27 protein-coding genes are annotated in these 26,749 nt (G+C 45.8%); 12 read left to right on the top strand and 15 right to left on the bottom strand.

Translation table 11 applies throughout. The features are described 5' to 3' along the window. Window positions 1-16 precede the first annotated feature (16 nt). The 3 genes from HP568_RS22055 (at window position 17) to HP568_RS22045 (ending at window position 2,471) form a co-directional block, all read left to right on the top strand. Window positions 17-949 (top strand): DNA-3-methyladenine glycosylase family protein, encoded by a 933-nt coding sequence (locus HP568_RS22055; protein ID WP_173630227.1) that lies wholly within the window; start codon window positions 17-19, stop codon window positions 947-949. A 19-nt stretch (window positions 950-968) separates the two neighbouring features. Beyond that, window positions 969-2,087, top strand: a complete 1,119-nt coding sequence (locus tag HP568_RS22050; RefSeq protein ID WP_173630226.1) for a deoxyribonuclease IV — start codon at window positions 969-971, stop codon at window positions 2,085-2,087. 84 nt (window positions 2,088-2,171) lie between these two features. Then, a complete protein-coding gene (locus HP568_RS22045; protein ID WP_048036055.1) occupies window positions 2,172-2,471 on the top strand; it encodes an Ada metal-binding domain-containing protein in 300 nt (99 codons plus the stop codon). Here HP568_RS22045 and HP568_RS22040 read toward each other — a convergent pair. The 3 genes from HP568_RS22040 to HP568_RS22030 all read right to left on the bottom strand — a co-directional run bounded on the left by HP568_RS22040 (window position 2,468) and on the right by HP568_RS22030 (window position 4,585). After that, complete coding sequence (locus HP568_RS22040; protein WP_217366713.1) at window positions 2,468-2,863, bottom strand: hypothetical protein; 396 nt, start codon at window positions 2,861-2,863, stop codon at window positions 2,468-2,470. The genes HP568_RS22045 and HP568_RS22040 overlap by 4 nt on opposite strands. A gap of 10 nt (window positions 2,864-2,873) precedes the next feature. Then, window positions 2,874-3,653 (bottom strand): cyclase family protein, encoded by a 780-nt coding sequence (locus HP568_RS22035; protein ID WP_048036054.1) that lies wholly within the window; start codon window positions 3,651-3,653, stop codon window positions 2,874-2,876. Between the two features lie 128 nt (window positions 3,654-3,781). Then, a complete protein-coding gene (locus HP568_RS22030) occupies window positions 3,782-4,585 on the bottom strand; it encodes a MerR family transcriptional regulator (RefSeq protein ID WP_173630225.1) in 804 nt (267 codons plus the stop codon). 92 nt (window positions 4,586-4,677) lie between these two features. On the opposite strand from HP568_RS22030, the gene HP568_RS22025 reads away from it, so the two are divergent. After that, on the top strand, window positions 4,678-5,688 hold the full coding sequence (locus HP568_RS22025; RefSeq protein ID WP_173630224.1) for an alpha/beta fold hydrolase: 1,011 nt from the start codon (window positions 4,678-4,680) through the stop codon (window positions 5,686-5,688). Between the two features lie 181 nt (window positions 5,689-5,869). Next, window positions 5,870-6,421 (top strand): dihydrofolate reductase family protein, encoded by a 552-nt coding sequence (locus HP568_RS22020; protein WP_048036052.1) that lies wholly within the window; start codon window positions 5,870-5,872, stop codon window positions 6,419-6,421. A 68-nt stretch (window positions 6,422-6,489) separates the two neighbouring features. Here the strand turns inward: HP568_RS22020 and HP568_RS22015 are convergent, their stop codons facing one another. Both HP568_RS22015 and HP568_RS22010 read right to left on the bottom strand, forming a co-directional pair. Beyond that, entirely contained in the window at window positions 6,490-7,809 is a 1,320-nt protein-coding gene (locus tag HP568_RS22015; protein ID WP_082196066.1) for a hemolysin family protein, read from the bottom strand. 198 nt (window positions 7,810-8,007) lie between these two features. Further along, window positions 8,008-8,769: an exodeoxyribonuclease III gene (locus HP568_RS22010; protein WP_173630254.1), complete on the bottom strand. Its 762-nt coding sequence runs from the start codon at window positions 8,767-8,769 to the stop codon at window positions 8,008-8,010. A 225-nt stretch (window positions 8,770-8,994) separates the two neighbouring features. Between HP568_RS22010 and mphJ the strand changes: the two genes are divergently transcribed. From mphJ to HP568_RS21995, 3 genes are all read left to right on the top strand, one after another. Further along, on the top strand, window positions 8,995-9,921 hold the full coding sequence (gene mphJ, locus HP568_RS22005) for a macrolide 2'-phosphotransferase MphJ (protein ID WP_173630223.1): 927 nt from the start codon (window positions 8,995-8,997) through the stop codon (window positions 9,919-9,921). A gap of 141 nt (window positions 9,922-10,062) precedes the next feature. Next, window positions 10,063-10,380 (top strand): hypothetical protein, encoded by a 318-nt coding sequence (locus HP568_RS22000; RefSeq protein ID WP_048036049.1) that lies wholly within the window; start codon window positions 10,063-10,065, stop codon window positions 10,378-10,380. Between the two features lie 117 nt (window positions 10,381-10,497). Then, window positions 10,498-11,007 carry a PepSY-associated TM helix domain-containing protein gene (locus tag HP568_RS21995; RefSeq protein ID WP_056491653.1) on the top strand — a complete coding sequence of 170 codons (510 nt, stop codon included), beginning with the start codon at window positions 10,498-10,500 and terminating at the stop codon, window positions 11,005-11,007. A 56-nt stretch (window positions 11,008-11,063) separates the two neighbouring features. On the opposite strand, the gene HP568_RS21990 is transcribed toward HP568_RS21995, so the two are convergent. The 5 genes from HP568_RS21990 to HP568_RS21970 all read right to left on the bottom strand — a co-directional run bounded on the left by HP568_RS21990 (window position 11,064) and on the right by HP568_RS21970 (window position 16,774). Beyond that, the gene (locus HP568_RS21990; protein WP_048036047.1) at window positions 11,064-11,588 is read right to left on the bottom strand and encodes a DUF420 domain-containing protein; all 525 of its coding nucleotides are present in this window, start codon (window positions 11,586-11,588) and stop codon (window positions 11,064-11,066) included. A 187-nt stretch (window positions 11,589-11,775) separates the two neighbouring features. Beyond that, window positions 11,776-13,155 carry an amino acid permease gene (locus HP568_RS21985; protein ID WP_173630222.1) on the bottom strand — a complete coding sequence of 460 codons (1,380 nt, stop codon included), beginning with the start codon at window positions 13,153-13,155 and terminating at the stop codon, window positions 11,776-11,778. 322 nt (window positions 13,156-13,477) lie between these two features. Beyond that, window positions 13,478-14,419, bottom strand: a complete 942-nt coding sequence (locus HP568_RS21980; protein WP_173630221.1) for an alpha/beta hydrolase — start codon at window positions 14,417-14,419, stop codon at window positions 13,478-13,480. 13 nt (window positions 14,420-14,432) lie between these two features. Then, window positions 14,433-15,503 carry an LLM class flavin-dependent oxidoreductase gene (locus HP568_RS21975; protein ID WP_173630253.1) on the bottom strand — a complete coding sequence of 357 codons (1,071 nt, stop codon included), beginning with the start codon at window positions 15,501-15,503 and terminating at the stop codon, window positions 14,433-14,435. Window positions 15,504-15,556: 53 nt separating this feature from the next. Beyond that, window positions 15,557-16,774 carry an MFS transporter gene (locus tag HP568_RS21970; protein ID WP_173630220.1) on the bottom strand — a complete coding sequence of 406 codons (1,218 nt, stop codon included), beginning with the start codon at window positions 16,772-16,774 and terminating at the stop codon, window positions 15,557-15,559. Between the two features lie 247 nt (window positions 16,775-17,021). Between HP568_RS21970 and HP568_RS21965 the strand changes: the two genes are divergently transcribed. Further along, a complete protein-coding gene (locus HP568_RS21965; protein ID WP_048036042.1) occupies window positions 17,022-17,603 on the top strand; it encodes a TetR/AcrR family transcriptional regulator in 582 nt (193 codons plus the stop codon). 73 nt (window positions 17,604-17,676) lie between these two features. On the opposite strand, the gene HP568_RS21960 is transcribed toward HP568_RS21965, so the two are convergent. Continuing rightward, complete coding sequence (locus HP568_RS21960) at window positions 17,677-19,647, bottom strand: methyl-accepting chemotaxis protein (protein WP_173630219.1); 1,971 nt, start codon at window positions 19,645-19,647, stop codon at window positions 17,677-17,679. Between the two features lie 304 nt (window positions 19,648-19,951). On the opposite strand from HP568_RS21960, the gene HP568_RS21955 reads away from it, so the two are divergent. Together HP568_RS21955 and HP568_RS21950 are read left to right on the top strand one after the other, a co-directional pair. Further along, window positions 19,952-20,740, top strand: coding sequence for a hypothetical protein (locus HP568_RS21955; protein ID WP_173630218.1), 789 nt, complete (start codon window positions 19,952-19,954; stop codon window positions 20,738-20,740). Window positions 20,741-20,996: 256 nt separating this feature from the next. After that, a complete protein-coding gene (locus tag HP568_RS21950) occupies window positions 20,997-22,058 on the top strand; it encodes an SDR family oxidoreductase (protein WP_173630217.1) in 1,062 nt (353 codons plus the stop codon). Between the two features lie 126 nt (window positions 22,059-22,184). Here HP568_RS21950 and HP568_RS21945 read toward each other — a convergent pair whose 3' ends face one another. The 3 genes from HP568_RS21945 to HP568_RS21935 all read right to left on the bottom strand — a co-directional run bounded on the left by HP568_RS21945 (window position 22,185) and on the right by HP568_RS21935 (window position 24,259). Continuing rightward, window positions 22,185-23,390 (bottom strand): MFS transporter, encoded by a 1,206-nt coding sequence (locus tag HP568_RS21945; protein WP_173630216.1) that lies wholly within the window; start codon window positions 23,388-23,390, stop codon window positions 22,185-22,187. Window positions 23,391-23,485: 95 nt separating this feature from the next. After that, entirely contained in the window at window positions 23,486-23,788 is a 303-nt protein-coding gene (locus HP568_RS21940) for an ArsR/SmtB family transcription factor (RefSeq protein WP_048036094.1), read from the bottom strand. A gap of 78 nt (window positions 23,789-23,866) precedes the next feature. Continuing rightward, window positions 23,867-24,259, bottom strand: coding sequence for a RidA family protein (locus tag HP568_RS21935; protein WP_173630215.1), 393 nt, complete (start codon window positions 24,257-24,259; stop codon window positions 23,867-23,869). A gap of 105 nt (window positions 24,260-24,364) precedes the next feature. Here HP568_RS21935 and HP568_RS21930 point away from each other — a divergent pair, with 105 nt between their 5' ends. Further along, window positions 24,365-24,706 carry a winged helix-turn-helix transcriptional regulator gene (locus HP568_RS21930; protein ID WP_048036037.1) on the top strand — a complete coding sequence of 114 codons (342 nt, stop codon included), beginning with the start codon at window positions 24,365-24,367 and terminating at the stop codon, window positions 24,704-24,706. A gap of 174 nt (window positions 24,707-24,880) precedes the next feature. Here the strand turns inward: HP568_RS21930 and HP568_RS21925 are convergent, their stop codons facing one another. After that, window positions 24,881-26,401 (bottom strand): chitinase, encoded by a 1,521-nt coding sequence (locus HP568_RS21925; protein WP_173630214.1) that lies wholly within the window; start codon window positions 26,399-26,401, stop codon window positions 24,881-24,883. Between the last annotated feature and the right edge of the window lie 348 nt (window positions 26,402-26,749).

The following is a 26,749-nucleotide window of genomic DNA, read 5'->3' as shown; positions in this document are numbered from 1 at the left end:
GACAGGAGGTTTTCGCATGACAAGCAGTCTATCCCACTCGGCTTGGGTCGATAATAGAGAAGAAATAATCTTGTCCGTGCCTACGGAATTCAGTTTTTCGCAAAATCTTCAATACTTGTCCAGAGCATCCAACGAATGCATGTTTCACATTCAAAACGGGCGCCTCTACAAAGCCATCCCGATGGAACAAGATCAACAAGTGGTCGAAATTCACGCAGATAACGAACAAGGATTGACTGTGCGTTTTCTCAGCCCTTCTTTGCCCACTGAAAAAGTCCGGATAGAGGTAGCTCGCTATGTCCGGGATTGGTTCGATCTCGATCGAGACCTGGTTCCGTTTTATGAGCTTGCCGCAGGGGATGCTCTTCTAAAGCAGGCCGTTGAAAAGTTTTACGGGCTGCGGACCATGGGCATTCCCGACCTGTTTGAAGCGCTCAGTTGGGGAATCATTGGACAGCAAATTAACCTGACCTATGCGTACACCCTCAAGCGGCGGTTGGTAGAGACATTTGGAAAACGGGTAGAGTTCGAAGAAGAGACGTATTGGCTTTTTCCCACAGCGGAGAAAATCGCCGGATTGACCGTCGCTGATCTGGATGAATTGCGCATGACGACCAAGAAATGCGAGTATTTGATTGACGTCGCACAACTCATCGTTGAAGGGAAACTATCGAAAGAGCTATTATGGGACGGAGGAGATTATCAAACCGCGGAGAAACGATTGACCAGCATCCGCGGGATTGGACCGTGGACGGCCAACTATGTGCTCATGCGTTGTCTGCGAATGCCCTCTGCTTTTCCCATCGATGATGTCGGCCTGCACAATGCAATCAAATTTTTACTAGGCAAAGAAAAAAAGCCGACAAAAGCAGAAATACGAGAGCTGTCAAAGGCTTGGACGAATTGGGAGTCGTACGCTACTTTTTATTTATGGCGTTTTCTTTATTAATCAAAGGAGGTTCTATCCTATGCTAAAAATAGGTTCGCACGTATCATTCTCCGGTAAAGGACTGCTAAATGCCGCCGAAGAAGCAGCCACTTATGGCTCGAGTACCTTTATGATCTACACCGGTGCACCGCAAAACACCCGCCGCAAGCCGATCGAGGACCAGTACATTACGGAAGGCAAAGAAGTAATGGCGAAGCAAGGCGTGGATGAAATTGTGGTACATGCCCCATACATTATTAACTTGGGCTCTTACAAGGACGATACCTATGAGCTCGCTGTCCGTTTTCTGCAAGAAGAGATTCGCCGGACCGACTACATTGGCGTCAAGAATATCGTGCTGCACCCTGGCGCATACACGGACAAGGATGCAGAGTACGGCATTGCCCGGATCGCAGAAGGCTTGAATGAAGTGCTGACAGGTGTCAAAGACACCAACGTGAACATCGCACTGGAAACTATGGCTGGTAAAGGAACGGAAATCGGTCGCAGCTTTGAGGAAATCGCGGCCATCATCGAGAAAGTAGAAGACAACAGCAGGCTGACCGTCTGCATGGATACGTGTCACATTCACGACGCCGGGTACGATATCGTCAACGACTTCGATGGCGTCCTGGAACAGTTTGACCGGACAATCGGCTTGGATCGTCTCGCTGTCGTTCACTTGAATGACAGCAAAAACTTCCGCGGAGCAGGCAAAGACCGCCACGCGCCAATCGGTGCGGGACTCATCGGCTTTGATGCGATGAATTACATCGTGAACCACGAGAAAATCCGCCACCTGCCACTTGTACTGGAGACACCTTGGATCAGCAAGGAAAAAGGCAATGAGCGTCCGATGTACGAAGCAGAAATCGCCCTCTTGCGCGGGGAAGTGGACAAGCGCTTCGGCGGCGAATTCATGGATCATGTGGAGCGCCTCGATTTCTTTTTCCGCAAACAAGATATCACCAGACGCGAGTATGTGGTTGGGATTTGGGAGCTGCTCAAAAACGACGCGAAGGCAAAGAAAGCCGATGGCCGCGAGCCAATGGAGCGCCTATACGATATGGTGAAGGAAGCGAGATTGTTCCCAGAACTCAACGAAGAGCAGATCAACCACCGCTTGACCGCCTACTTCGCGATTCCGAAATACTCGTAAGGTAAGAAACACTTTATGTAGGCTGACTGTGACTTCCTCCTTTTGGAGTGAACACGACACACTACCAATAAAGGAGGGAGCCATATGCCTACGCCGAAAAAGCCAGCACCCCAAGATGCTGACTCTGCCAAAACATACACCCTGCTCGGAGCTGATCGCTCCTTTTATCAAAGTGATACTCCGGGTACATTGGGGGGCTACCGGCCACGCAAAATATACGGCCGACTGGATTGCCCCTCTGCCATCAGAGCTATTACGCGAGGCGGTTATGTCCGTCATCGCGTATTTTTTGCAGATGAAGCTACTGCTATTGCTGCGGGATATCGGCCTTGTGCTGTTTGTTTGCGGGAGAAATATTTGCTGTGGAAAGTCCTTCCCCTTTAAGGTTTTAGAACACCTGCGGGGATTCGAAAGAGTACATAGTTGCCCGTCCACATTTGTGACGTGATGATCAGCTTCTCTTTCCCCCGTTCAAAAAAGTATCCGGCCCCTTCTTGCTGGATAAAGGTCCAGCCTTTTTCTGTCACTGCTCGTTTCATTGCTTCTGCCGCTGAAGCCTCATTCGCTTGCGGCCCATACCCATACCAATCGACGTTTTCCTCCGTCGTCAATTTGACGATGGCTCCCGTGTTTTCGTCCAACAGCTCCGTCACTTCTCTTTTTGACTTGGAATCGAATGGCAATGCAGGATACCCGATCAGAGAAACATTCGCGATCATGATGAAACAAAAGCCCAAGAAAAGTAGGAGGAACAAAACTTTTGCTCGCTTGTTCATGCCTATGCAACTACTCCTCTTCTTCGATAATCGCAACAGGACGCGCCCATCCCGCGCTCGCTCCTTTCACTTTTACAGGAAACACAGAAACGGTAAACCCGTAGGGCCTCGGCAATTGCTCCAAATTTGCCAGCTTTTCAATTTGGCAATACTCTTTCTCTTTTCCCACATAGTGAGCTGCCCATAAAACGCCATCGCGCGGATTTTGTTTATAATCAGCGGCTTGAACGGAAAACGGAATATCCCACCCCCACCCATCGGTTCCCATGACCTTGATTCCTTGATCGATCAACCAATGTGTTGCTTCGGCGGATACTCCTGCATGTGATTGAAAATAGTGCTCTGCATAGTATCTTTTATCCGCATCCGTCCTGATCAGGACAATATCGAACGGTTTCAGTTCGTATTGGATTTGGGCGAGCTTCTGTTTTACATCATTCGCCGTGATTTCATAGCCAGACGGCTTTTCACTAAAATCAAGCAGGACACCATCTCCGTAGAACCACTCCAATGGCAACTGATCAATCGTTTTCGCTGGCTCTCCCTCTGAAGTAGGCCAGTAATGCCATGGCGCATCTACATGTGTTCCTGTATGTGTCGTGAGTGTCACCGTTTCACTCGCCCAAGCCTTCTGTTCGGGAAAATCCGTTGGTTGCAATCCGAAATACTGGGCAGCCTGGACAGCCCCTTCTTCATGGCTATTGTATTGAATCTCAGGCGGAAACGGTTCTTTTGCCAGACGATCAAGAGGCACACTCAGATCAATGAACCGACGCGCTTTTCTATTCATCGTAGGATTCCCTTCTTTCTACCTTTGAATTTTCTGTATTTTCAATGTACTACCTGCCTCTACCAGCGTCAAATGAACATACGTAGCAAAAGGCCAGTACCTCGTCGTTATACAGGTACTGGCCTTCTTCATGGCGATTCTATGGGAATTTGTACTTCTACATACGTATCGCCCCCATGCGAGGATTGTAGATAGTTTTCTCTGCCTGGCTGATCTTTTTTGATCCGGTATTGATTGCCCTCTATCCATTTTGCCAAGTCAATACAGGCTGTCGAAGGAACGAATGGTTCTACGCGTTGAACCAGGGTGGCCATCATCGGCTCCTCTGGCAGCATACGTATTTCCAGCATGTCGGATGGCAAGGGAATGTCCTGTTTGAGCACATAGCCGATCTCCATTTCGAATGCCGTCTCATCTCTCTCCGATTCCTTCCACAAAACGATGGGAGAAAGCACCCCTCTCTGCTGCTTGCCTGCATAATGAGCAAGCCGATCGAAAAGCAGCGGAATCTCTTCCACCGTACCTTCCGCACGGAACGAGACAACTTTTTGGGCTTCGACTCGTTTAAAGACAACTTCTTGTTCTACGTACCCCTTTTGCTCGATCGACAGCAGACGTTCCTTGATTCGATTCAATCGTGCTTGCTCCTCCTCAAGTAGTTGTTCCATTTCCCTTTCTTTTTGCCTGAATATGCCTTGTAGTTGGTCCATGGACATCTCTTCATGAAGCAATTGCTGAATTTGCTGCAACGTAAACCCCAAATCCTTGTACATAAGGATTCGATTGAGTGTAACCAATTGCTCTGCTGCATAAAACCGATAGCCAGTTTCTTTGTCGATAGCCGCTGGCTTCAAAATGCCAATTTGGTCATAAAAGCGAAGCGTCTTTAAGGACACTCTGCTCAATCGGGAAAATTCACTGATCTTAAACATGGAAAAACCCCAATCTATCATTCCCTTGACTTTCCCCTGTACGGGAACGTTTATAGTGGAAAAAAATCATGCTTACAAAGGAGCAATGCGAGATGGATTACGACATTTTTCACTTGGGAGATGTTCGCTTGCAGTCAGGAGTGACACTGCCACATGCATTTATTGCTTACAAAACGTATGGCACGCTCAACGCAGCCAAGGATAACGTCATTATATTTCCTACATCGTTTGGAGACCAGCATTACCAAAACGAATGGCTCATCGGGGAGGATAAGGCTTTGAATCCGAAACAATATTTTATCATCATTCCCAACATGTTCGGCAACGGGCTATCGTCCTCCCCGAGCAATACAGCCAGCCCGTATGATCAGGCCCATTTTCCACACGTTACGATCTACGATAATGTCGTACTTCAGCATCGACTCATTACGGAGAGGTTTGGCATCAAAAAAATTGCGCTGGCAACCGGCTGGTCGATGGGGGCCATCCAGGCTTTTCATTGGGCAGCGAGCTACCCAGATATGGTTGAACGATTGGCTCCTTTTGCCGGAACCGCAAAAACATGGCCGCATAACATCGTCTTGATCGAAGGGATTCGAGCAGCATTGCAGGCCGATGTAGCTTGGAATAACGGGCTGTATACAGCATCTCCCGAGGTTGGCTTGCGTACCTTGGGACGCGTTTATGCGAGTTGGGGGTTTTCACAGCCATTTTATCGCGAGGAATGCTATAAAGCTTTGGGCTATGAGACACTTTCCGAATTTATCTCGGGATTTTGGGAGGAGAGCTTTGTTCATTCGGATGCCAATGATTTGCTGGCGATGATGTGGACGTGGCAGCATGCCGACATTAGCCAAAATGATAAATACAAGGGAGACTTTGAGGCGGCGTTACGAAGCATCCAGGCACGAACGGTTGTGATGCCTGTACGGACTGATTTGTATTTCACGCCAGAAGACAGTGAATATGAGACCAAGCACATCCCTAACGCTACCTTTAAACCGATTGAATCAATCTGGGGACACTTGGCTGGGTTTGGACTAAACCCTGCCGATACCGCGTTTATTGATGCCACCTTAAAAGAACTGTTGGGGACAAACTGAAAATACGAAGTAGAGGGACACCTATCAGGGTGCCCCTTCCTTATTTTTTGCAAGGAGTGACTCGACGGATTCAGCTATATCCTCCGACGTAACCGTTGTATTCATGATCAGAATAAAAATGCGTGCAAGCCCTATAGCGTTTCACATAAAATGGAATGGAGAAAAGAGGAGGGATTTCCAAATGGCCTCATTAATCTATCATGTTGCTGTATCGTTAGACAATTTCATTGCCGATCAAGGAATCATGGATGGAAATATTGAAAACACTCTCTTTTTATTTGAGGGAGAACATGTACCGGACTTTTTATCTGAAATTCAGGAATATGATGCCGTGTTGATGGGCGCCAAAACCTACGAGTTTGGGTTTAAATTCGGGGCCAAGCCGGGCGAACCAGGCTATAAGGGAATCAAGCATTATATTTTCTCAAACTCCATGCAGTTTGAATCCAATGCGGAAGTCGAGCTGGTCAAAGGCGATGCCATCGAATTTATTAAAAATCTCAAACAGCAAGAAAACGGCAAGCTATGGCTATGTGGGGGCGGTGAATTGGCAGGAGCGTTACTGGCACATCAACTGATTGATCAATTAGTGCTGAAAGTGAATCCGGTGATGGTCGGTGAAGGTATCCCGTTATTTGGAAGTGTGAAGCCACGTCTCAAACTCGAGTTAGTGGACATGAAGCAGTACGCGAACGGCGTAACGAAGCCTACTTACAACATTGTTTATATATAATCCTGCCTACTAAGAGCTTCCTTACCTTCTGTCATATAAAAAAAGATGGGGAATTCCCCATCTTTTGATTACGTTACATCCTGCAGCTCACGAGTTGGAACTTCTGCTGCTTTTTGAATTTCAATTTTCCTTATGCGATGCTTGTCTTTCTTTCTGATCGTAAAGACAAGATCAACGTATTGCCATTGGATACCTTCTTTGAGTGTCGGATTTTGACTGTATAGCCAGCCCCCGATGGTATCGAGCTCTTCTTCATTAATATTGGCGTTAAGCAAATCGTTAACCTCGGAGAGCAGTACCTTTCCGTCTACAATCACATGGCTATTCTCTTCCACGATTTCGATTTCGGCTTTTTCCTCCGCATCGAACTCATCACGAATCTCTCCTACAATTTCCTCCAAAATATCTTCGATCGTAACCATTCCGGAGGTACCGCCATACTCGTCGATCAGGATAGCGATATGCGTTCTTTGTTTCTGCATTTTTTTCAAAAGGTCTTTTACAGGAGTAGCTTCTGAAACCGTCAAAAACGGTCGGATGAGCTTGGAAATGTCCAAATTCGGATCATCGGCATAATTCAGAAAAAACTCTTTCGTGTTAATCATCCCGATAATATGATCTTTGTTTTGCGAAATAACCGGGAAACGGGTGTATTGCTCTTCTTTCATGATTCGAAGGTTTTCCTCAAGGGTATATTCCTTGTGCAAGCAGCTCATATCTGTTCGCGGAACCATAATCTCGCGTGCAAGCATCTCATCAAAAGCAAAGATATTGCTTACATATCCATACTCAGACTGATTAATTTTGCCGCTCTCATAGCTTTCCGTCAGAATGATTCGCAGCTCTTCTTCTGAGTGACTTTCTTCGTGCTCCTTGGTCGGTTTCATACCGAATGAACGCACGAGGAGAGCAGCAGAGCCATTCAGCACCCAGATTGCAGGGTACATCAATTTATAGAACCAAATAATAGGTTTCGCACACAGTAAGCTAACCGCTTCTGCCTTTTGGATCGCCACTGTTTTCGGTGCCAGCTCCCCGACAACCACATGTAGAAACGTAACGAGCGAGTATGCAATCACAAACGACAGAACTGCAACGACTTGTTCGGGTAAATACGGCGTAAGAAAAGGGCTAATGATACTTTCAATCGTCGGTTTCCCCAATACCCCCAAGCCAATGGCTGTCAACGTAATCCCCAACTGACACGCTGACAAATATCCATCCAGGTTACTAACTACTTTCTGAACAGCAAGAGCATTCTTTCTCCCTTCCATGACCAGTTGGTCTACACGGCTTGGGCGAAGCTTTACAATTGCGAATTCCGTTGCCACAAAAAAAGCAGTAGCAACAATCAGAAAAGCAATTAGTAACAAATTCATGGTTAGCAATATCCTATCCCCTCTTCATTAGAAGTCATACGTTTTCATTGTACGAAACTCCGCTCCTCCACATCAACGTTCGCTTATATCCAATTTCGTCTTAATTGTTTGATTATAGGCAGTTTTGCTATTTCAGGTCTCTCACCCTCACAATTGCTGACTACAGGCATAGCATACTCACTCATATCCTTCCCTGGCTCCCACTGTTTATTCGATGGTCCCCAGCTCCAACACGACCGGACAATGATCGCTTCCCATCACCTGTGAGTCAATTCCCGCCCCGACCAACGATGGAGCCAGTCTCTCAGACACGAGAAAATAATCAATACGCCATCCGATATTTCGTTCTCTTACTTTCGGCATAAAAGACCACCATGTATAAGCATCTGTCTGATCCGGATAAAAATATCGATAGGTATCCACAAACCCGGCTGCCAGCAATCTCGTCATCTTCTCACGCTCTTCAGGAGTAAAGCCGGAATTATTGCGATTCGACTTCGCATTTTTCAAATCTATCTCTTGATGGGCGACATTCAGATCCCCACAAACCACCACGGGCTTCTTCGCATCTAGCTGCAACAAGTAGCTCCGAAACCGCTCCTCCCATTCCAGCCGATAATCCAATCTCGACAGATCACGCTTCGCATTCGGGGTGTATACGGTGACCAGGTAGAAATCCTGAAACTCCAGCGTAATGATTCGTCCCTCAGGCTCATGGTCTTCTTCCAAGCCGTAACGCACAGATAGTGGTTCCATTTTTGTAAAAACAGCCGTCCCGGAATAGCCTTTTTTCTCTGCGTAGTTCCAATATTGATGGTACTCCTCGCCGATCTCCATCTCGATTTGACCTTCTTGCAGCTTCGTTTCCTGCAAGCAAAAAATATCGGCATTCACTTCTTTGAAGTACTCATAAAACCCTTTGTTCACGCATGCGCGAAGTCCATTTACATTCCAAGAAATCAATTTCATCATCGCTAATCTCCTCGTCGCTATTCGTTAGATTCCATGGTACACTATCTTTGTTTTCAATTATAGGAGGTTACGATGATGGACATCGCAATGGGCATCGCATTCATGAGACTTCGTTAAAATCGACAAGATCCCATGTAGGCTCAACCATTTTCAAAAAAGGAATGGGATGAGTTTATTTGTGTTTGATTGATTTTAACTATTCATAAATGAGGTGTTTTTGTTATGTCAAAAAACAATGTAGAGCACATGCTTGCACTCGCGAAAAATAACGGAATCCTTGTAGACCCAACTACCGTGAAGGTGAATGCATCCGGCTTAGACTTCCTTGCGATTTTTGCAAGTACGATAGACGGTGTTCCATGGGTATTACGCCAACCGCGACGAACCGATGTCGTGGAGACAGCTCGTTATGAGAAAAAGGTGTTAGACCTCGTTGCCAAACATCTACGTGTCGAAGTACCGGATTGGCAGGTTCACACCTCTGAATTCATCGCTTATCCGATCCTGGGTGGCACACCGATGGCGACGATCAATATGGAAACAAAAAATTATGAGTGGTATTTGAATCCTGAATCTCTACCTGAATTGTGCATCCAAACATGGGTGGAAGCATTGGTGGAATTACATGGTATTCATCATGATCTTGCTCGAGATGCTGGTATCCGCGTCAAACAGCCTAACGAAGCACGAGCAAGCCTTCGAGAAAAGATGAATGAAGTCAAACGCGTCTTTGGCGTTTCCGGGGCGCTATGGGATCGTTGGCAAGAATGGCTTGCGGATGATACATTCTGGCCTGCTCACTCTGCTCTTGTGCATGGTGACCTCCATCCGGGGCATATCCTGGTTGCTGAAAACGGCAAGGTAACGGGGCTCCTCGATTGGACGGAGGCCGAGGTAGCTGATCCGGCGACGGACTTTACGGTCTTTTACATGTTGTTTGGCGATTCTGGTTTGGCTGACTTCATCAAACGCTACGAAAAAGCAGGAGGCAATGTATGGCCGCGTATGCATGAGCATATCGTAGAAATGACATCCGTGTATCCCGTCATTCTTGCCACCTTCGCGTTGAAATCAGGGCTGGAAGAATTCAAGATCATGGCACGACAAGCTCTGGGTGTCGACGAAAACGGCAAAGAGATCTCTTCATAGATAAACGAACCACCGCCCCAGATTGGAGGCGGTGGTTTTTATGTAAATAGCTACATTGAGCCATTACTGACTTGGAGATAAGGTGTTACAATAAATCGGCTTATTTGGACAATCCTTTACTAAATAGATGGAGTGAATAGGATGAAGCGAGGACTTCTTATTGGCATTGGTGCTGTAATCGTAGTAGCAGGCGTGCTTTCCATTCCTGTTGAGGCAGGCCCCTCACCCGATACACGAATCATATTGGAGCATACGAACAAGACGTATATTTCACCTCCCTGTTATGAGCAAGCAAACAAAACCAACAATCTAGCCGAGGCCGATATTCAAAAAGCACAAGAATTGAATTATCAGCCAGAGTCCAGTTGCACGGCAAATTCACTTGCCCCCATCAAGCAACCGATTGCTTCCATACTCGCCGTAAATCTCGGAATCAAACAAAGCCAATGGGATTGGTAGATGCACTACGCCCCGTTTTCACGAATTGTTCAAGGAAAATAGCTAATCTGAGCCATCTCCTTTTATCAACGAAGTTTATATAATCATCTAGAACGTCATCGAGAGGAGTAACCCTGCATGCTATTTAAGAAGTGGAACCGTAACTTCCACCGCTACATCGGACTCATCGTTAGCCTTTTCTTGCTGATGTGGGCCATTACTGGTTTTCTCCTGTTAAATGTCCCTTGGTATCAGGAAAAAGCCACAGACTTGAAAACCACAATGATCGAGGTACCTGCCCAATCAGAAAAGCTAACCATTGCCTATGTGGGGGAGAAGTTAGTAGAAACGGGGGAATATTCTTGGGATGAAATCAGATCGATCGCAAAATCAGGTGACTCTTTCAAAGTGTACGTCAACAGAGATCCGATTCTGCGGCTGACTGTTTCTTCTGAAGGGCATATCACTGCCTTGAAACAAGATCCCATTTTAGATTTCTTCTACGGATTGCATGTGGGCGAATGGGAAGATCTTAACTATGTGACTGTGTTAGAGATTATCTCCATCTTAACGGCTTTTCTTGTCGTGTCTGGGCTTATTTATTTCCTGCCCAAACGCTGGTTTAAGAAACGTGAATCGAAAATATAAAGGCTTCGTCCATAAAAAAAGAGCGTTAGCTATAGCAGCTAATGCTCTTTTTTTGATTAATAATACGGAGAAATCATGATGTAAACAATGACACCCGTCGCACTGACATACAACCACATCGGCATCGTCCAGCGTGCGATTTTTTTATGTTTTTCCACCTTCATGTTGAGTCCACGTGCAGTCGTAATCAGCGCAAATGGAACGATAATCGCCGACAACAAAATATGTGTAATCAAGATGAAGTAATAAATCGGACGCAGAATCCCCTCTCCCCCGAAAGAAGTGCTAGGTGCCATTCCGTGGTAGATCACATACGAAACCAAGAAAAGCGCTGTTGTGGAGAAGGCTGCAAAAATATATCCTCGATGCATCTTAATGTTTTTGTACTTCACGATGGAAACAAGCGCGGCAATCAAAAATACAAAGGTGAAGCTGTTCATGACCGCATTAAAAAACGGCAGAAACGTCAGGTCGAGATGGCTGAAATCATTGTTCTTCGGCATGAAGTACAAGATGGCGATAAGCGTGTTAATCGCTATGGTGAGAATAACGATAATCGGTGTATAGTTGCGTTGTTTCATTCTTATGCTCCTTTTTTCTCAGATCATGAATGAGTATCCCGCTTTAGTCTACCCATTGACGAGCCCGGACATTGGCAGCCGAAGACGGTTAACCAGTCCAGTCATCCTAATGATAAACGAAGTAGGTATGCCGTACAAAGGCGATTTGATGAACAAAAAAAAGACCAACTACTGTTGGTCCCTTTCGCTATTTCTTGTTTGCTTGCTCGTCCAGCGGTACTGCCTTGTTTATTCCTAGTGCAAAGAAACTGATGACCACAATCGCCAAGAAGACAATCCCGGCAATCAGGGAGACGCGTGTCTCATCATTGATCCACATACCGATGAGTACCGTGATGAGAAAAGCAATGGTCAAATAGTTGGTCACTGGGGCAAAAGGCATTTTAAATGGATGGTTGTCCATTTCAGCTCCCTTTGCTTTACGGAATCTGATTTGACTGATCAAAATGACAAACCACGGAACCATACCAGGTAGTACACTCGCACTGTACACATACACGAAGAGATTTTCTGGAGCGATATAGCTTAAGATAACGCCAATACCTAGACCGAGCAGAACACCAATCGTACCTAACAACGGTACACCATTCGAAGACAGCTTCGTAAAAACTTTCGGGGCTTGGCCATTTACACCTAAGGTATACAGCATACGCCCTGCACTATAAATCCCGCTATTACAGCCAGACATGGCAGCAGTAATCACGACAAAGTTAATGAGACCTGCCGCTGCGGTAATACCAATTTTCGCAAAAGTAGCAACGAACGGACTGCCGATTGCCTGCAATTGATCCCAAGGGTAAACGGTTACAATAACAAAAATCGCACCAATATAGAAAATCAAAATGCGCCAAATGATACTTTGGATCGCACTTCTTAATGTTTTTTTCGGGTCTTTTGCTTCCCCTGCTGTAATCCCGATGAGCTCGACACCTTGATACGCCCCGATCACCAAGGAAAGAGCAAAGAAAAAGCCTGTCCAACCGCCTGTAAAGAATCCGCCATTCTCCCACAGATTCGATAATCCGATTGCGTTTCCACCATTTCCAATACCAAAGAAGATCAATCCAAATCCTGCAATAATCATCAAGACGATCGTTACAATCTTGATCATGGCAAACCAAAACTCAAATTCACCAAATGATTTTACCGAAACCAGGTTTGCTGCACCGAGAATCACCATCGCAATAATGCCTGGAATCCAAGGCGGTAAATCCGGGAACCAATACTGCATGTACGTCCCGACGGCAATGATCTCTGCCATCCCGACAATGACCCACTGGAACCAGTTACTCCAAGCCGTCATATAACCTGCTAACGGATGGATATACTTATGTCCAAAGGTCGCGAATGAACCCGTACTCGGTTCCATATACAACATTTCACCCATTGCACGCATGATGAAAAAAATAAAAATTCCTACAATTGCATAAGCTAGCATGACGGATGGGCCTGTCCACTTAATCGTGCTGGCCGACCCCATAAATAGCCCAACACCAATCGTACCGCCCAAAGCAATCATCTGAATATGACGGGCTTCCAGACCTCTCTTCAGTTCCTTGTTTCCCACGTAAGCTTCCTCTTCCTCTCTGCTGTTGGCGGTATTTTAGGAAAGCGATCATAGAAAGCATTCCTAATGGTTAGTAAAATTATTCCTCTGCCTTGCGTTGTGCTTCACTTCCGAATTGTTTGTTTATTTGTAAAATATATTTTCCTAACGTTAATTATTATATTCACTTTATAAACAATTTGTAAATCGATATATTCGAGAAAAATATAACCAAAAATATATTACTGAAAAAACATTTTCTTCTAAACTGGGTTACATGATTGAAAGCACAACAATCGCCGAGATCTCTCTCGATCGGTTGTTGTGCTTTTTGTCTCCTCGATTATTTAGGATTAAGCGCTCTTGCCATCGCATCTATATAGCTTTGGCTGGCGCGCTGGCTCACTTCTGCTTCGGGAACAAATACTTCAAAGCAGTGGTAGCAGCCGGGATACAGATGAAATTCTACGTCTACACCCGCTTGCGCAAGGCGCGTCACATATTCGATCGTCTCATCTCGGAACAGATCGAGCTGTCCTACGCACGTATAAGTCGGCGGCAGCCCCGCCAAGCTTTCTGCTCTCGACGGCACCGCATATGCGGATACCTGACTGTCCTCGGCATCTTTGCCTAGGTACATGCTCCAAGCAGCCAAATTGTTTGTCCGGTTCCAGGTTGCATTTTCCGCCTCAATTTCATAACTCGACGCTGTACGATTACGGTTATCGATCATCGGATACAACGGCATCTGGAAGATAAGGGCTGGTCCGCCTTTGTCGCGAGCCATTAAAGCAAGTGCTGCGGTCAGCCCCCCTCCCCCGCTTGCACCAGCAATCGCAACCCTCTCTAAATCGATGCCGAGTGACTCAGCTTCGTCTGTCATCCACGTTAAACCGGCGTAACAGTCATGGATGGCAGATGGATAAGGATGCTCGGGAGCCAGACGATAATCAACCGATACGACGACACAATTAGCCGCTTGTACAAAACGTTCGCACAGAACGTCATCCATGTCGGGATGCCCCATCACATAGCCTCCTCCGTGAATCCACAGCATAGCAGGAAGTTTACTACCTGTTCGCTGGACGGGCTCGTATATTTTAACTAGCATCTCTCCTGCTGCGCCCGGAATCATTCGACTTGTGGTACGGACGTGCTCCGACTTCACAATAGGCGGATTTTTCAGCATGTCCCTGCTCGAATCCAAATTTTCTTTGAGTTGAAAACCAGGGAATTTTGCTAATGTGTGCCTTAATTCCGGCAGTACTCGACGATGAAAATCCACGTAAATCCCTCCATTAAGCAAATGCTGATTCTTGCTGCGTCTCTGCTTCCCACTTGGTTATTTCTTCTCGCACCCGAGGGGCTACCTCTGTTCCTAAGAGCTCAATCGCTCTCATTACCAGTTCATGCGGCATCGTGGATATCGGCACATACATCATAAAGCGCGTCATGCCTACATGTTTGCGAAGGTGGATAATCTTTTGAGCAACCGTCTCCGGATCACCCACATACAATGCTCCTTCGAAGCTGCGTGCGGCATCGAAGCTAGCACGGTTATAATGCGCCCAGCCCCGCTCCCTTCCGATTTTATTCATTCCTGCTTGGGTAGAAGGGAAGAATGTATCTGCCGCCCGTTCCGTATCTTCTGCAACAAATCCGAGTGAATGTGACCCAACTGTTAATCGCGATACGTCATGACCAGCGTGCATGGCCACCTTCTTGTAAAGCTGTACAAGTGGCGCAAACTGCCGCGGACTTCCACCAATGATCGCCAGCATCAGCGGCAATCCCAGCAGACCTGCACGAACAACAGATTCCTGATTACCTCCGCTGCCAATCCATATGGGTAAAGGTTTCTGAACGGGCCGTGGATACACGCCCAAGTTCTGAATAGCTGGACGATGACCGCCCCTCCAGGTTACTTTTTCGGACGCCTGTATTTTCAGGAGCAGTTCCAAATGTTCTTCAAACAGCTCATCATAGTCATTCAAGTCATAGCCGAACAGGGGAAAAGACTCGATAAAGGAACCCCGTCCCGCCATAATCTCTGCCCTTCCATTTGAAATGCCGTCGAGTGTAGCAAAATCTTGAAAAACACGCACTGGATCAGCCGAAGAAAGCACTGTCACTGCACTGGTCAGCCGAATCCTTTTTGTCAATGGCGCAGCCGCAGACAGCACCATTGCTGGAGAAGAAGCAGCATAATCCTTGCGATGATGTTCACCTATGCCAAATACATCAAGCCCAACCTGATCAGCGAGGACAATTTCCTCGACAACTTCACGCAATCGCTGTGCGTGGCTTATCACTTCACCTGTCTGAACATCCGGTGTCGTTTCCACAAACGAAGTAATCCCGATCTCCACAGACAATCTCTCCTTTATCTTCACTTCGAACTATTAGCACATCCCTTTGCAAACTAGCGTCTGGTCACTGCCCAATACACCAGAGCCAAAGCACTGACTGCGGCTCCGAGCAAGCATACTCCCTCCCAACCAAAATGCGCATATGTATAGGTCGAGGCAATAGAGCCAGCAGAAGAGCCGATCGAATAGAAAACCATATACCCGGCCGTGAGCCGACTCCGCGCCTCTGCACCCAAGGTGAAGATCATACTTTGATTCGTAACATGCACGGCCTGTACCGCCAAATCAAGCAAAACGATACCGATCACCAAGGCAACTAACGACTGTTCTATATAGCTGATTAACAGCCACGAAAGTAGCAATAGGCTCAAAGCGATGCCCGTCGTTCTCTGTCCGTAACCGCGATCTGCAAGCTTCCCTGCCCTTGCTGCAGCTAACGCTCCGGCAACTCCTGCGAGACCAAACGCCCCGATTGCCGTATGCGACAAAGATAATGGAGGTGCACTCAGAGGCAGTACCAATGGCGTCCACAAAATACTAAAAGCAGCAAAAATCAGCATAGCCAGAACAGAGCGAATACGTAATAGCCGTTCTTGTGCGAACAACATCAGTACCGACCTAAGCAACTGGAGATAGGATAGCGGTTTTACCTCCCGCTCTCTATTTGGCAATACCCGAAATAATACGCAAACCATTATCAATAGAAATGCAGCAGAGACCAGATATACAGAACGCCACCCCGCAAGATCTGTTAAAACTCCTGCAATGGTTCGCGCTAGAAGTATGCCAATCACGATTCCACTTGTAACTACTCCAACCACTCGTCCTCGCTCAGCGGGGGCAGCCATTGTCGCCGCGAATGCAACAATCGTCTGCGTCACAACGGCAAGCAATCCTATTGCAGCTATCCCTGCGAATAATACCTTACTGGTGGAGGCAGTCCCTACGATAACCAGCGCTACCACAGATAAAAACATCTGACCGATAATCAAGCGGCGCTGGTTCAATAAATCGCCCAGTGGCACAAGCAATAACAGTCCTACTGCATAAAAGATTTGTGTAAGGGTGATCAGAAGCCCAATGATGGAATAGTCAATTCCGAACTCACTCGACAAACGATCAAGTAGTGGCTGCGCGAAGTAGATATTCGCAACGGACATCCCGCAAGCAACCGCAAACAATAGTGTTACATAGCGAGGCATGGGAGAGCCTTGCACTGAATCCGCCTTTCTATCGGCTTTGGCCGTTACTTTTTCAATAACTTCCTCCATCTGATTTCACCTTACCTCCTTTAGTTTACGTTTCGGGCAAAATAACATACCGATCAGTACGTTATTTTGCCCAGTAAATATATCCCACCATTTCTTTTTCTGTCAACACCATTCTTTTTACACTAGGATAAACCGCCCTGAAATTGACAAAGCAGATGAAAAACAATAAAATATAAAATACCATTCAGTACAAAAAATATTGGTCGTTACATAGATTCAAATACATGAGTAATGAAAGGAACTCTTTATGGCAAGAACACGCGAATTTGACGAAGAAAAAGTACTAGAAGCAGCTATGCAGCTCTTTTGGGAGAAGGGGTATGAAGCTACCTCATTAAGTGATTTAACTTCCCGTATGGGTATCCAGCGCCCCAGTATTTACTCAACCTTTGGTGACAAAAAAGAATTGTTCGAAGCCGCACTACGCAGATACACGATGTCTCGTGCTTCCGAAATACGAACGAAGCTTCAAAACCAGCCATCCGTAAAAGAGGCATTTCGCCATTTTTTTAAAGAGGTAGCCGACGAGGAATATACGGAAGGTCTCAGCCGAGGATGCTTTTGCATTAATACCATGGTCGAACTTGCCCCTCATGATGAAAAATTTGAGATTTTGACAAGGGAACACCAAATGTACCTCTCTGTTATCTTTCAAGAAACGATCGAGCGAGGTATCCAAACAGGTGAACTGGATTCGAGTATAGACGCGAAAGCTACCGCACAAGCGCTTATCGTATCGTTAATTGGACTGACCGTAATCATGAAATCTCGCCCAAATCGATCATTTGTTGATAATTCGATAGAAGTTACACTTACATTACTTAGGTAACCATATGGATCAACTTGGACAAAAAAAGACCAACATATGTTGGTCTTCTTTCTCTTTATCACTACAACTACTGTTAGCGCTCCAATTTAAAACGCTGTACCAAAGACTGCAACTCTTCCGCAATGTTAGCAAGATGCGCTGCCGAAGCCGCCACTTCCTCCATCGAAGCATTCTGTTCTTCACTGGCTGCTGCGACTTGGTCGACCTCTTGGGCAGTGGCTTGGCTCATGGCGCTCGATTCACCAAAGGCAACAAGCATCGATGTATTTGATTGCATCAGTCCTTGGCTGACGCGAGCTACTTGCGCGAGGTGCGCGTCAATGCGGTTAATGGCCTCATACATCTCCGTAAAACGCTGCTCAACCGATTGTGTCAAATCACTTCCCGCTGTAGCAGAATCCACGCCTTCCTCCGTGCGTCTAACCATGTGAAGGACCCGATTCTGAACGTCGCTGATCAGACTGTCGATCTTTTCAGCAGCAGAGCCTGTCTGATCAGCCAGCTTGCGTACCTCATCAGCGACGACAGCGAACCCGCGGCCTTCTTGCCCGGCACGCGCTGCTTCAACAGCAGCATTCAGCGCAAGCAAATTCGTCTGAGAGGCGATATCCTGGATGAAATTCGTCACCCCGCTAATTTCTCCAGCAACCCGTTTTAATTCCTCCATCTCATCTTTTGAACGAGTGGAATGCTCCACAATCATATTCACCTGTTGTCTCGCCGCTCCGAGGGACTCCTCTCCAGTGCTGGCCAGACCTGTAATGAGCTGCGACATTTCCGTGCTCTCACGCAGAATGCGGATGGCATCATCCAGCTCCTGTTGCGCTTGCGTCGCCGATTGCTTCACCATATCTATACTCTGATTCATATCGGAAGACATGGACGCTATTTCTTGCATAGAGGCAGCTACTTGTTCAATCGTTTGCACGTTCTCCTCCGAATTCGCAGACAGGTGCTGGGAGGAAGCAGAGATTTGCTCGGAATGATCGGTAATTTGACGCAGGACATCCGACAACGATTGCGACATCGTATTAAAGTTGGATTGCAGCTGCCCTATCTCATCCGTTCTTCCACTTTCAATAGACCGGACTGTCAAATCCCCCTGTGCGATCGAGTCGGTCAGTTGCTTTAATTGCAGAATTGGTCGCACCGTGCGTTTCATAAATATCCAAACGAACAGGGCAATGAGGGCAAGCAAAAGAACGATGAACAAGAACGAAGTACGCATCAGTGGCCCCGTTTTTTGATTGATTTCACTCCAATCAATTACGGAAACGACGTTCAAGCCGAGCGAATTTTGCTTGTTGAAATGATAATACTCACGAAGCTCGTTATCATCCATTTCGAAAGAACCCTCCGCTTGATCACGCATCACTTGGAAGCGCTCGTCTTCAAGCGGCTTACCTTGCGGGAATCGCGGATGCGACAGTGTTATGTTGTTCTGATCGAACAAGCTCACATATCCCTTTTCTCCAATCTTGTACGTCTTTACCAGCTCGTTTAAGTGATCAATAGAAACGTCGATTCCCGCTACTCCTTTACCGTCCGGGAGCGTCTTGGCAAACGTAATCACGTAGCTTCCGCTTATCGCGTCGATATAAGGTGGCGTCACAACGACCTGCCCTTTATGCTGTATCGCCTGCTTGTACCATTCACGGGTAGTTGGGTCAATTTCCTTTTTCGCCGAGTTGTAGTATCGATTGTCGTAGTACATGAATGCAGCCAAAACATTGTCGATATCTTTCTCTATATTGCGGATGCGATCATAAATATACGTATCCGCACTTTGTCCCGGCGAAACTTGAACATCCGCAAAGCTATCGATCGTAACAGAATAATCCTGGTACGAATTATTCAGTACTTGTGTAATCATCGTAGTAACCGATTCGATTTGAGACAACAATTCGCGCTCTAACTGGTTGCGTGCCAGTTGTGTCAAGGTCAGGCTCAGAACGACAGAAGGAACAACAATAAGCAAGACGAGTAATAACAGGATCTGCTTAGATAGCGATGCTTTATAACCAGTAATCATTTTCTTAATCATCTGTGATGACTCCTCTCTAGTGAATTAAAATAACGAGTTGCAACGCAAACAACGCCTCACCGGTTGTCAGAAGGCGCGTTCCTATCAGGCCAGATTCATCCCTATGTCCACCTTTTCCATATGGACATTTCTGCAAAGTATATTTTCCCTGTTAGTACCTATTTGAAACTTCACGGCATTAAATAAGTAATATTTGGTAAATTACTATCCGATACAAATAATAGCCAAACATCAGTAATCCGCATTCCGGATTGGCTGCCGTTTTGGCCAACGACTCGATTCATGAAAGGAGGTAACCTCATTCATGTTGTCTGTTACAACTAGATACGCCGTAAGCTCGTCTGTCCAGTATAGAAGCGCAGGAAATCACCCACAGACGAAAGCACTGGGGCACGACAGTAACAAAAAGCAGGATCATGTAACGATTAGCCAGCAAGGCCTACAGCTAAGCAATGGGAACAACGCCCTCAATAAGAATAAGATGCTGCAAAGCCTCATGGAACAAAAGCAAGCGATGCTGGAGAGACGGAACAACTATTATGCGGATGCGGTTGAAAAACTGACAGACCCGAAAGTCATGAAAGAACGACTGGATGAGATGGACAAACAGATCGAGGAAATCGATACGCAGATGAAGCAAATTCAGTTGGAAGAACAACGCAAGGCGAGAGGCACAGATGAAGAGAGCAGGGAACAGAAAGCTTCTGATTCCGCCCCCCAACAAGATGACTCACCACATTCCTCACCTACCCTCCACGCTGTTTTAACGGCAACCCACGATCTCAAGAATGTACATAGTGTTAAACGCGCTCAGATTACCTTGGAATTAGAGGCTAAGGCGTGGGAACCTGCATCAAAGGACGGAGATTTTACGAGGTCAGAAGAACTGAAGCGGAAAGCCGAGGGCTTAAACGGCAAGCTGCTGAAGATGACGGCCGAGATCGAAAAAAAGCTTGAGAATTCTCAAGAGGCTAATCAGGTAGAGCGTTCTTCTAACGACAAGCAATTAGATGAGCAAAAGAAAAATCCTTACCTGCAACAGCGAATGGAAAACCAACATGTATCTGGATCTACCATCGATTGGATTGCATAACTTGTAAGCGAAAAACCTCCTTCCGCTACACATTAGTAGCTCTGGAGGTTTTTTCGATTGGTTTTCAGAGGAAAAATACCGGGAAATCTAGGGCAAATGGCTATTCATGTGGCTGTTAAACAGTTGTTTGAAACTACTCAGTTGTTCACGATACCGTTTCATCCACACTCGTCACAGCTACATTTTTCATCATATAATGAATTATTGATATATCAGCAACTCCCTACCTACCAAACATACGGAGCTGGTTAACCATATGAATATCCTTGTAACCGGAGCAACAGGTTTTCTCGGAAAAAAACTATCCCATGATCTATTAAACGAGGGTCATACCCTTTACTTACTCGCTCGAAATGAAAAAAAGGCAAACGATTTGTTACATAGCTTTGCCGAAAAGCACCGGGCACAGGTACATATTTTGCTAGGTGATGTTTCGAAAAAAGACTTGGGCGTCTCTGAAAATGATCTGGGACAGCTCAACCAAAAAATAGAGGCAATGTACCATATTGCCGCATACCTTTCCTTCGATCCCGCTCAGAAACCGCAGACGTACGAGGTAAATGTAGAGGGAACAAAAAATACATTACAATTCGCAGAAGCCATTCGCTCCCCCCGCTTTATCTATGTGAGTACGGCTTATACTATCGGCACTGAAACAGAAGGACAAGAAGCGCTGTACAACCCGGAACGCTCCTTCGTGAACAACTACGAAGAGACAAAATGCTTGGCAGAGCACCTCGTCTTCTCCTACAGCGACAAAATGGAGACCATCATTGTCAGACCTTCGATCATTATCGGTGATTCCAAAACAGGCGAAGCCGATACCAATTTTGGTTTGTATGGATTACTAAAAGGTCTTCGCGTTCTGAAAAGAAGAGCGTCCCGAGCAGAAGGCTGGGAAAATCAAAAGTACCGAATTTTGGTGGATGTCGACGTGAACTCGAACCTCGTCCCCGTTGATTATGTCTCTTCTGTCTTGCTCGCTGCACTTACCCATGGTGAGCATAAGGAAATCTATCACGCTACCAATCCTGTTCCACCGACCCAACAGCTAGTGGTGGATTGTATCAAAGAAGTCTTGGATTTTCCTAATTTAGTTCCTGTTCCATTCGAAACAACCGAGCTGTTATCTGAAGAAGAGAAAGCCTTTAATGCTTCTATGAGCTTGTTCCATTCGTATTGGAAGCGGAGTATTTCTTTCCCGAATGACAACACCAAGAAACTGCTGCAAAAAGTGGGTCAAAGCGAATTGCAGATGGATAAAGAGATGTTACTTGCGATTATGAGTGGATTTCAGAAGCAGGCTGTTCTTAGTTAGTGCAGATGAAAACCCGGATGATTAGTTTCCTCAAAACAACAGGCCACCCTTAAAGGATGGCCTGTTGTTAAGATCGCGTCACTGACGGAACCGTTCCTTCGAGCCTGTGTCTTTTGAGACTGGCAATCAGCGGTTGCTGGACCGTGTTTCGTATGCGCCTGGTTTATGTCTAACTTTTTCTCTTAACATCGCCTGTAAAATCAGTGCAGCAACGATAGCAATCACCACGCCAAACATACCTAACCAAGTGATTGACGATAAGGATACTTGATCAACAGCGATGCCTCCAATTCCAGCCCCTGCCGCCATCGCCAGTTGCATCATAGATTGGTTCAGACCAAGCATTACCCCTGAATTATTCGGTTCAATCCGAACCAAATTATACTGTTGTGTTGGCCCGGAAGACCAAGCAGCGAAGGACCATAATACCAATATCGCCATCACCGTAAACGGTTCATGTGAGATAGATACGGTAATCGAGAGCAAAATGAGAGCTGCAACGTGCAGAACCATTCCACCAAGTAATGTAGAAAATACTCCCCATTTGTCCGTACTGTAACCACCGAATTTGGAACCGATCAGACTAGCTAAACCGAATGCCAATAAAGCGCTACTCAACAAATTTTCACTTATATCAGCGGCTTCGAGAAGATAAGGAGATATATAAGTATAGGCAATGGAATATCCACCTAGCCAAAAGAACGTAACCGATAAACCAAGCCCGACTTTCGGATTTTTCAACAATGATAATTGTTTCGAAAGAGGTACGGGTTCATCTCCTTTTACTCGTGGGATCGTGCGGGACAGGACAAACATTGCCAAAAGTCCTGCCAGTGCAATAAACCCGAATACAAATTGCCATTCAAATGCGGCTGCCGCTACTCGTCCAAGGGGAACACCGATAATTAAAGATGCTGTAAATCCCATAATGACAGTTGCGATCGAACTTGCCTGCTTGCCTTCAGGAGAGATCTTGGCCGCGATATCTAACGCAGTCACAACCACCATTCCAGCACCTACAGCCATGATCACACGGGCTATAATAAAGAATTCAAACCCCGGAAGAGCGAACGACAGTATATTGGCAACTACGAAAATTCCTAGTGCACTAACAAGAAGCCTCCGCCTATCCATTTTTGCCGTTATGGCCATCATCACAGGAGTTACAATGGCATAAACAAATGAAAATATAGTAACCAGCTGTCCTGCCGCTGTAATGGAGATGCCCATAGTATCCGAGATCTTATCCAGGATGCCTGAGATCACATACTCTGAAGTACCCACTAGAAAACTGACCAATGACAAAAAGTAAACCTTCCATGTATTCGACATGAATAGCACCCCTCAAAATTTAAACATATTAAGATATGTCGATATGAAGCTTGAAATAAAACTGAATACTGCATGAAGCATTCAGTTTTATTCGATCATATTTGATTGCTAAAAAAAGCGCCTATTTCACGTATTTTTTCTTCGTCCCTGGTATAGTACGTATATTTTCCAATACGCTCCGTCTTGATCAGCCCAGCGCGTTGGAGAATGGACAAATATTGGGACGCAGTTGATTGGGTCATATTCAATTTCTCTGTTATTTGACTGACGCATACCCCGATCTTTCTCATATCAACTCCTTCATGGGGTGTAAAATGTTTTTCAGGCTCTTTTAACCAATGCAGAATTTGGAGTCTAGACTCGTTGGACAGCGCTTTAAAAATTTCAATTGGATCCATACGCATTATTATATCGAGAATTGTCGATGTGTCAAGAGTTCATGCCATAACACCGCATGCTGTAGAGCGGCAGCCGAGTTAGTTGGTGTGTGCGACAGCGCGGATTTCAATCAGTTGGTGAGGAAACGCAAGACCCGACACGCCGATGAGGGTAGCAGCCGGACGATGGTCACCGACATACTCTTTGTACATACTGACGCACTGCTCGAAATGCTCTTGCGGATTTGTCAGAAAGACCTCCATCTCAGCGATGTTCGACCTTGTGACACCAAATCCGGCCAGCACGCGATCGAGATTCTCCAGCGTCTGCCGGGTCTGTGTCTCGATATCGCCCTCGCCAACGAACACACCCTGCATATCGTGGGAAAATTGCCCCGAAATGTAGATGGTACCATTGACGCTATAACCTTGTGTGACGCCGAAACCTTCTTCCCAAGCAACACCGTGATTGTAGGTTTTACCATGAGTCATTTTATTCTCTCCTTTTCTCAAAGTAAGGTTAGAATAAAATGAGATCAAATAAAAAAACAGTACGCACTTTATTGATAGCTACTACCAGAAAGGATAGTGTAAAAAATGAGCATGGCTGAATATAAGGGAAAAGTTAAGAATATTCAAGATACACCTTTTGGTTATACATTGTCCGTCATAGGTGGCAAATGGAAAATGGTTATTCTTTACCTCCTGGCAGAAAACCAGCCGGTTCGCTTTAATGATCTGAAAAGACAGATTGGAGCTATTACTTATAAAACATTGAGTTCCCAACTGAAAGAATTGGAAGCAGATGGTATGGTGACGCGGAAAGAATACCCTCAAGTTCCTCCTAAAGTCGAGTACAGTCTCACACATAAAGCGGAAACACTATTACCTGTTTTGGAAGAGTTATGTGAGTGGGGAGTAAAGAACCAAAACCGCTAAATGGACCAGACTGCTGAACTCACAACATCTTCTCAGGAAACGTTACTTCAAAATAAATCAACCGACTCCGATTCCTCCAGGTTGGGTCATTCCAACCGCTACACCAGACTTTTGTATGAATAACAATGACACCCACCCGTGAGAGCGGGTGGGTTTTTTCACAAGATTTCGTCCTTACTGGTTCAGTGCATCAAGCGAAGTGCGAACATGATTGGCAAACGAATAGTTATTTTTAGCATCCCAGTTGATAGACCAGGTCATAACTCCATGGAACTGCGGATAACCTGCTGGATTTTGGAGCTTGTAAGCTCCTCCAAATGACGTGCCTTTTACCAAGTATTGAAGGGCTTTTTGGATATCGGCTGGAGACGTATAGCCTCCCCCGGCAGCACTTGGAGCAGAAGGTAGCCCGATAGCGACTTGGTTCTCTCTCAAAGCTGGAAACATGTTGTTAGGGTTACGACCGATAGGGAATCCTTTCAATAGCATTTCTGCCATCGCTACTTGGAAATCAGCCGTTCCTTGCTGATACGTACGACCATCTAATGCTTCTAGCGCACCAGAATTATAGTGTTGCACGTGGATATAATTCATTCGATCGCGAAGAGCATGAATCACAGGTAGATAAGCGCCCCACGGCCCACCATAGGAAGCGTAACCTCCTTGGACATAAGCCGTTTCTGGTGCCATTGTCAAAATGAAAGATGGGCCAAATGTATCCGTGATCGTCTGAGTCGCTGAGATTAAGTTTATAATTTTTGGTGTTGTCGGATTTCTAAAATCAGTGTCCCCCGCATTGAGCGACAGGGAGCTTCCTTCCAGATCAATATCCATACCATCAAAACCATACGTTTGAATGATCGAGGTCATCGAGGTAATAAAATTTTGTTTGGCAGCTTCCGTCGTTAGCTCGACTGTCCCATTCGCTCCGCCAATCGAGATAAGGACCTTCTTCCCCTTTGATTTCAAAAAGGCGATATCCGACTTAAATTCCTCAATGGATGCATTGAACGGCACGAATCCCATTGTCGCATGATCGCCACCGACTGGTTCTGCGAATGCAACATTGATTACATCGTATTTATCTGAGACATCTCTTAGCTTGAGTACCGTAGAACCATTGTCAAAATTATGCCAGTAGCCGATCAAAACTCGTTTGGACACCGGTTCAGTTGGGGATTTGGATAAAGTGGTTACCGTTAGCGAAGCGCTGGGTGGGGATACATTACCTGCGGCATCTTTTGCCTGTATCTTGAATGAATAGGTCGTATTTGCTAGAAGCCCTGTCACGGTATAGGATGTTGTATTCGCTGTACCAGCGAGTGTATCTCCGTTGTAGACGAGATACTCCTGAACAGCCATGTTATCCGTAGAAGCTGTCCAAGATAAGCTGACCGAACTACTTGATATCCCTACTTCACTAAGATTTGTGGGGGACGTAGGTGGAATGGTATCGGGAGCAGACGGACCTTGCAGTTGCCACAGTGTCGGTACGTTAGGCGGTTCCCATCCGACAAGCGATGTATGAGCAAATGTACATTTGTAATCTTGCCCTTGATACGTAACCATGTCGCCTAAGTTGTATGCGGTGTTAGGAGTCCACGGTGTCATGGCGTGAGAAGACTGCGGGAATATAGAAAAGATTAAGATAAGCGACAGTACTACCAAAAATCCTGTTTTTCTTATCAAATACATCAAACAAATCCTCCTTCATTTTTACTTGCAATAAAAAAGAGTGTCCTTTACATCTTTGCTTAACCCCCCTCATACAGATGAGCTAATATAAAGATATCCTTATATTTGGAAAAGATGTATTTTTTTGATTTATATATGCATAAAAAAACCTCTTTCGAGGCTTTTCGAAGAGGTGCGACCGCGTTTTTGCGGAAAATTTTCTTACGCTCCAGAATTTTTAAGCGTGATCCAGTGGCTCGGCATTGACAACGTTTTCACAGAATAATAGAATACATTTACGACAAGTTAACTATGATGGAGATTCGGAGACTCATACTTTTTGGCACTTTCATTTTTGAAAGCGCCATT

The organism is Brevibacillus sp. MS2.2, assembly GCF_013284345.1.
In the GTDB taxonomy this organism is placed as follows: Bacteria; Bacillota; Bacilli; order Brevibacillales; family Brevibacillaceae; genus Brevibacillus; species Brevibacillus brevis_C.
This window is presented reverse-complemented; position numbering and strand designations above follow the sequence as displayed.

Bases quoted from the DNA above. Each gene is read 5' to 3' on its own strand.
- HP568_RS22050 (WP_173630226.1), top strand. From the start codon at position 969: ATGCTAAAAATAGGTTCGCACGTATCATTCTCCGGTAAAGGACTGCTA.
- HP568_RS21955 (WP_173630218.1), top strand. From the start codon at position 19,952: ATGTTGTCTGTTACAACTAGATACGCCGTAAGCTCGTCTGTCCAGTAT.
- HP568_RS21925 (WP_173630214.1), bottom strand. From the start codon at position 26,401: ATGTATTTGATAAGAAAAACAGGATTTTTGGTAGTACTGTCGCTTATC.
- HP568_RS22045 (WP_048036055.1), top strand. From the start codon at position 2,172: ATGCCTACGCCGAAAAAGCCAGCACCCCAAGATGCTGACTCTGCCAAA.
- HP568_RS21965 (WP_048036042.1), top strand. From the start codon at position 17,022: ATGGCAAGAACACGCGAATTTGACGAAGAAAAAGTACTAGAAGCAGCT.
- HP568_RS22000 (WP_048036049.1), top strand. From the start codon at position 10,063: ATGAAGCGAGGACTTCTTATTGGCATTGGTGCTGTAATCGTAGTAGCA.
- HP568_RS22010 (WP_173630254.1), bottom strand. From the start codon at position 8,769: ATGAAATTGATTTCTTGGAATGTAAATGGACTTCGCGCATGCGTGAAC.
- HP568_RS21940 (WP_048036094.1), bottom strand. From the start codon at position 23,788: ATGGATCCAATTGAAATTTTTAAAGCGCTGTCCAACGAGTCTAGACTC.
- HP568_RS21990 (WP_048036047.1), bottom strand. From the start codon at position 11,588: ATGAAACAACGCAACTATACACCGATTATCGTTATTCTCACCATAGCG.
- HP568_RS21995 (WP_056491653.1), top strand. From the start codon at position 10,498: ATGCTATTTAAGAAGTGGAACCGTAACTTCCACCGCTACATCGGACTC.
- HP568_RS21970 (WP_173630220.1), bottom strand. From the start codon at position 16,774: ATGGAGGAAGTTATTGAAAAAGTAACGGCCAAAGCCGATAGAAAGGCG.
- HP568_RS21935 (WP_173630215.1), bottom strand. From the start codon at position 24,259: ATGACTCATGGTAAAACCTACAATCACGGTGTTGCTTGGGAAGAAGGT.
- HP568_RS21930 (WP_048036037.1), top strand. From the start codon at position 24,365: ATGAGCATGGCTGAATATAAGGGAAAAGTTAAGAATATTCAAGATACA.
- HP568_RS22040 (WP_217366713.1), bottom strand. From the start codon at position 2,863: ATGAACAAGCGAGCAAAAGTTTTGTTCCTCCTACTTTTCTTGGGCTTT.
- HP568_RS21960 (WP_173630219.1), bottom strand. From the start codon at position 19,647: ATGATTAAGAAAATGATTACTGGTTATAAAGCATCGCTATCTAAGCAG.
- HP568_RS21950 (WP_173630217.1), top strand. From the start codon at position 20,997: ATGAATATCCTTGTAACCGGAGCAACAGGTTTTCTCGGAAAAAAACTA.
- mphJ (WP_173630223.1), top strand. From the start codon at position 8,995: ATGTCAAAAAACAATGTAGAGCACATGCTTGCACTCGCGAAAAATAAC.
- HP568_RS22020 (WP_048036052.1), top strand. From the start codon at position 5,870: ATGGCCTCATTAATCTATCATGTTGCTGTATCGTTAGACAATTTCATT.
- HP568_RS22030 (WP_173630225.1), bottom strand. From the start codon at position 4,585: ATGTTTAAGATCAGTGAATTTTCCCGATTGAGCAGAGTGTCCTTAAAG.
- HP568_RS22025 (WP_173630224.1), top strand. From the start codon at position 4,678: ATGGATTACGACATTTTTCACTTGGGAGATGTTCGCTTGCAGTCAGGA.
- HP568_RS21945 (WP_173630216.1), bottom strand. From the start codon at position 23,390: ATGTCGAATACATGGAAGGTTTACTTTTTGTCATTGGTCAGTTTTCTA.
- HP568_RS22035 (WP_048036054.1), bottom strand. From the start codon at position 3,653: ATGAATAGAAAAGCGCGTCGGTTCATTGATCTGAGTGTGCCTCTTGAT.
- HP568_RS22055 (WP_173630227.1), top strand. From the start codon at position 17: ATGACAAGCAGTCTATCCCACTCGGCTTGGGTCGATAATAGAGAAGAA.